Source organism: Pseudomonas sp. 05T35, from assembly GCF_056396605.1.
Genome location: NZ_JBFTLU010000327.1, coordinates 1 through 5277 on the forward strand (window position 1 = coordinate 1; position 5277 = coordinate 5277).

The 5277-nt window shown below is 55.9% G+C and carries 7 protein-coding genes; all 7 read left to right on the forward strand.

What is annotated here, in order from left to right:
• The coding region (locus AC1DH9_RS21695) for a motility associated factor glycosyltransferase family protein (RefSeq protein ID WP_477808761.1) at positions 1-996 on the forward strand (996 nt) is incomplete at its 5' end.
• A complete protein-coding gene (locus AC1DH9_RS21700; RefSeq protein WP_427529922.1) occupies positions 993-1265 on the forward strand; it encodes a hypothetical protein in 273 nt (90 codons plus the stop codon). The genes AC1DH9_RS21695 and AC1DH9_RS21700, both read left to right, overlap by 4 nt.
• Positions 1266-1512: 247 nt before the next feature.
• Positions 1513-2364, forward strand: a complete 852-nt coding sequence (locus AC1DH9_RS21705; RefSeq protein WP_123583989.1) for a flagellin domain-containing protein — start codon at positions 1513-1515, stop codon at positions 2362-2364.
• A gap of 72 nt (positions 2365-2436) precedes the next feature.
• Complete coding sequence (locus AC1DH9_RS21710; protein WP_477808762.1) at positions 2437-2793, forward strand: flagellar protein FlaG; 357 nt, start codon at positions 2437-2439, stop codon at positions 2791-2793.
• Between the two features lie 83 nt (positions 2794-2876).
• Positions 2877-4292 (forward strand): flagellar filament capping protein FliD, encoded by a 1416-nt coding sequence (gene fliD, locus AC1DH9_RS21715; protein WP_427539084.1) that lies wholly within the window; start codon positions 2877-2879, stop codon positions 4290-4292.
• 129 nt (positions 4293-4421) lie between these two features.
• On the forward strand, positions 4422-4817 hold the full coding sequence (gene fliS / locus AC1DH9_RS21720) for a flagellar export chaperone FliS (RefSeq protein ID WP_427529926.1): 396 nt from the start codon (positions 4422-4424) through the stop codon (positions 4815-4817).
• Between the two features lie 10 nt (positions 4818-4827).
• The gene (fliT, locus tag AC1DH9_RS21725; protein ID WP_427529928.1) at positions 4828-5124 is read left to right on the forward strand and encodes a flagellar protein FliT; all 297 of its coding nucleotides are present in this window, start codon (positions 4828-4830) and stop codon (positions 5122-5124) included.
• Positions 5125-5277: the final 153 nt, after the last annotated feature.

The following is a 5277-nucleotide window of genomic DNA, read 5'->3' on the forward strand; positions in this document are numbered from 1 at the left end:
CATATCCTCAATGGCGCGATTTTCTCGTTGACGCTGCAGTTGCTCGATCAGCGGCAGTGGCTGAGTGATCCTCGGGTCGAGTTGATCTATGCCGGCGACTTGTCGGACATCCACCTGCCGTTTTTTGCATTACCGTCCGAGATGCTGCTGGCAGATGATTTCAATGCCAAGATTCGGGATCGGCTGATCAGCGAAGTGCACCTTGCCTTCAATAATCGTGAGTTCGATCCGCAGTCTCCAGCGATCATTGAGCGGCTGGAAGATAGTCGTGAGCTCGTCAGCCGTGATCGCGATGTGGCCGAGTTGTTCGGTACCTGTGCAGGTCGGGAAGTCTATGTGATTGGCACAGGGCCAAGTCTCGAGCTGCATTTCGATCAGCTCCGGGCGATACGCGAGCGTGATCAGCGGCCGTTGTTCATCAGTGTCGATACGGCGTACCGCCCATTGCGCGAGCATGGCATCCGACCGGATCTGGTGGTCAGTATCGACCGACGCATCAGCTTCAGGCACTTGCCGCCCGAGGACACCGGCAACATCCCCTTGATCTACCTGCCAATGAGCGACCCGCAGGTGTTGAAGGCCTGGCAGGGTACGCGTTACGTCGGCTATTCCGCCAGCCCGGTCTATGCCGCTATACGCCAGGAAATCAGCAAGGCTGAACTGTATGTCGGTGGCAGCGTGATTCATCCTGCCGTGGATCTGGCGGTGAAGATGGGGGCCGACCGGATTACCCTGTTCGGTGCCGACTTTGCGTTCCCGATGAACAAAACCCATGCCGGCTGGAGCGATGGCGATCTGGGGCCAGGAGTGAACCAGGCCAAACACTGGGTGCTTGATGGGCATGGAGTGCGGGTCAGGACGCAGTTGAACTTTCGCAGTTATCTGTGTGAGCTGGAGCGCTACATCGCCGGACATCCGCAGGTGCGATTTTTTAACAGCAGCCGGGCAGGGGCGATGATCGTGGGAACGACGTTCAACCAGGAGTTCGTGCAATGAGCGGGCTTGCACAATGCATTATCGATTGCCGGCAGTGCGCCGGGTTGTTTCGTCTGGGACGTGATGTCGAGGCCGCGCTGACCATGGTCGATGTGTTCGACAAGGTGCAAGGCCTCTTGAGTCAGGCCCCTGAAGATATCCAGTTGCAATGGGCGCAATTGCTCATGTCGATGCTGGCTTCCCAGGAAGCGCAGGACTGGTTGGGGCTGGCCGACACCATGGAGTATGAATTGATCGACTTGCTGGAGGCGAGTCACGCTCACCTCTGAACCGTTTTTGCCGGCCAGGCGATCTCCTCGCTCCTCTGTCGCCGGCATTTCCCTGACGTCATTTTTCTCTCGTGGGTCTCGTGCAAGCCTTTGTTTCCGAGGGGATGGCAGTGTGATGGCAATTATTTTTAAAAAAGCCCTCAAGCAACCTGCAATCGCGACGATAACTACTACGAAGGTTCTCTAGGCCACACCCGGCGGTTGCCAGGGCCGGAAGCCGCAGTACCCAACCAACGAGGAATTCACCATGTCTTTAGGCGTAAACACTAACGTCGCTTCTCTGTCTGTTCAGAAGAACCTGAACAATGCCGCTAACGCTCTGCAGACCTCCATGACTCGTCTGTCTTCCGGCCTGAAAATCAACAGCGCCAAAGACGACGCTGCCGGCCTGCAGATCGCTACCCGTATGAGCAGCCAGATCCGCGGTCAGACCGTAGCTATCAAAAACGCCAACGACGGCATCTCGATGGCTCAGACTGCTGAAGGCGCTCTGCAAGAGACCACCAACATTCTGCAACGTATGCGTGAACTGGCTGTCCAGGCACGTAACGGCACCAACGGCACAGCTGACCAGGCCGCGACCAACGCGGAATTCACTCAGATGTCCGACGAGCTGACTCGTATTTCCCAGGCTACTAACCTGAACGGCAAAAACCTGCTGGACGGTTCCGCTGGCAGCATGACCCTGCAAGTGGGCTCCAACACCGGTACTGCCAACCAGATCACCCTGACCCTGAGCACCAAGTTCGACGCCGTCAGCCTGTCGGTAGGTAGTGGTACTACTGTTCTGACCGGTGCTACCAGCGCTGCTGCTGGTTCCGCCATCGACGGCGCGATCACCGCAATCGACGCTGCAATCGCCTCCGTTGGTGCTGTTCGTGCAAACCTCGGTGCTGCACAGAACCGTCTGACCAGCACCATCTCCAACCTGCAGAACGTCAACGAAAACGCCACCGCTGCACTGGGTCGCGTACAAGACACCGACTTCGCAGCAGAAACTGCTCAGCTGACCAAGCAGCAAACCCTGCAGCAAGCTTCCACCTCGGTTCTGGCTCAAGCCAACCAACTGCCTTCCGCTGTACTGAAGCTGCTTCAGTAATTTCGGAATGAGTTTTAGCGGGGGAGTGTGCTGGTCACGCTCTCTCGCTTTTTACGTTTAGAGGTGATGGATATGGACATGAGCGTGAAGCTGAACTTGTCTTACCCGACTGCTCAGCCGGCAAGTACGACGGTCGATAAAGCGGCTGCAGCACCTCGTAGCAGCAGTGACAGTGTTCAGKCTGTGGCTGGAAGTAAGGACGCGGACGCGCAGAAGCTGAAACTGGCCGTGCAAGAGATCGAGAAGTTCGTACAGTCAATCAAGCGCAACCTGGAGTTCTCTATCGATGAGGCTTCCGGCAGGGTGGTTGTGAAGGTGATTGCCACTGAGTCGGGTGAAGTGGTGCGACAAATCCCTTCCGAAGAAGCATTGAAGCTGGCGGACAGTTTGAATTCGGCGAGCAACGTACTGTTCGACGCAAAAGCCTGACAACTGGCATGAATAGTGGTTGCACGTTCATTTGACGGCGTGAGTGGTCAAAAGACTGGCGACAGACAGAAAGGGAGAAGCACATGGCAAGTCCAATTTTACCGGGTACAGGTCTGGGTTCCGGCCTGGATATCGGTTCGATCGTTACGGCCTTGGTCAACAGCGACAAGTCGGCCAAGCAGACTCAGATCACCACTCAAACCTCGCTCAATACCTCGAAAATTTCCGGTGTGGGTTCGCTCAAAAGTGCTTTGGCCGCTTATCAGGCCGCCATGGACAAGCTCAATAGCTCGACAAGCCCTGCGTTTGGCGGGTTTGCGGCTACCTCGTCGACGCCGGCGACCTTGACCGTGACTTCTGATAACACCGCCGTCAACGGTACTTACAATATTAAAGTCAACAACCTGGCTACCGGTTCCAAAGTTGCCAGTGCTTCATTTGCAGGCGGTGCTACCAGTGCCATTCCGACTGGTACTTTGCAAATCAGTCAAAATGGCACTGCCTATAACGTCGCTATCCCGTCCGGTGCGACGCTGCAGTCTACTCGTGATGCGATTAACACCACGCTGACAGCCAAAGGCATCACGGCCAACATCGTCACTGACAGCAACGGTTCGCGTCTGGTGATCGGGTCGACCACAACGGGTGCAGGCTCGGATCTGACCGTCAGCGGTATTGCCGGTCTGGCAATCGACGGCACCCAGGTGATGGGTGCGAACCCTTCTGCTTCCAGTTCCGGTACGATCGGTGCGCTGGCAACTGATGCGAGCCTGACAATTGATGGCCTGACAGTGACCAGCAAAACCAACACCGTCAGTCAGGCCGTGGGCGGCTTGAGCATGACGCTGGTTGCGCCAGGTACCTCGACGGTAACTGTGGCGACCAACACCAGCGGTTTGCAGACGTCGATACAGTCGTTTGTCGACGCCTATAACACACTGGTGAAGACGGTGACCTCTCTGACCCAGGCCTCGGCCGATGCCAATGGCAAACTGACCGTCGCTGCCGCGCTGACCGGTGACTCGGTGCCTCGTTCAATAATTGCCGATATTCGCGGTCAGCTGGTGACGCCTGGGCCGGGGGGGCAATTGGCGGTGTTGTCGCAATTGGGTATCACGACCGATCAGAAGCTCGGTACGCTGAACTTTGACTCAACCAAGTTCACCGCTGCGATGACTACCCAGGGCTTGAGTAGTCAGGTTCAGACGCTGTTCACCGGCACCAACAGCACCAATGGCCTGCTGGCCCGGATGGGTGCGGCGATCAAGCCTTACTTGCAGACCGGTGGCATTCTTGATCAGCGCACTACCAGCCTGAACAAGCAGAAAAGCGATCTGGCCAATCAGCAGACGGCGCTGGACTTGCGCGTTACCACACTGACCGCAACGCTGACGGCCAAGTACAACGCCATGGACCTGTTGGTCGGGCAGATGAAGGCGACGTCGACCAGTATCACCTCGTTCTTCACCTCCTTGAACGCACAGAAGTCCGGCGGCTAATCTTTAGCCAGCGCCAAAAACCCGGCTGCGTTTTTAACGCGCCGGGTTTTTGCCTTTTGAATTTAAAGTTTTTTGACTCGTAGACGATACATTGGTTATACGAGCCCTTGAGTTGTGATGAGGTAGAGCATGAATCCGATGTTAGCCCTTCGGCAATATCAGAAAATTGGAGCACAGGCGCAAACCTCCGAAGCCAGTCCGCACCGCTTGGTGCAGATGTTGATGGAGGGTGGGCTGGATCGTATTGCTCAGGCCAAAGGCGCCATGGAGCGAAAGGATATTCCGGGCAAAGGTGTATTCATCAGCAAGGCCATCGGCATCATTGGCGGCCTGCGTGAAGGTCTGGACCTTGAGAACAAGGCGGATGAAGTAGGCGAGCTGGATAATCTCTACGTCTACATGATGAAGCGTCTGGCGGAGGCCAATATCAAGAGCGATCCGAAGATCCTCGACGAAGTCGCCAGTTTGCTGGGGACGGTCAAGGAAGGCTGGGATGCCATCGCAGCGCCAGGTCCGCAGTTTTAAGGAGATCACCATGAGTCTTGTACTGCAGCGTATCGAACAAACCCGTGAAGCCCTGGTCGATGCATTGGCCGAGCGTAACTGGGAAGCTATCGGTCAATTGGACCTGGATTGCCGTTCCTGCATGGAAGACGTTTTGAGTGAGGCTTCGCTGGATGAGGTGGCGTTGCGCGATAATCTCGAGGAGTTGCTGGGGGTCTATCGACAGTTGCTGGAGGCGGCGACGGGAGAGCGTCAGGCAATATTCGATGAGATGTCGCAGATCCATCAAGCACAGAACGCGGCAAAGGTTTACCATCTGTTCGGTTAATGCTCAGTTAATCCGACCGTAGTGCGCCATAAATTTGACTGTGCACGGTTTTTTGACTTAACTAGTGGCTGTTTGAAGATTTCAGGCGTCTATCAGGCTTAACGTGCCTGCAAGCGTCTAGCTTGCCCACTCATTTCGGGCATTGAGTTGACT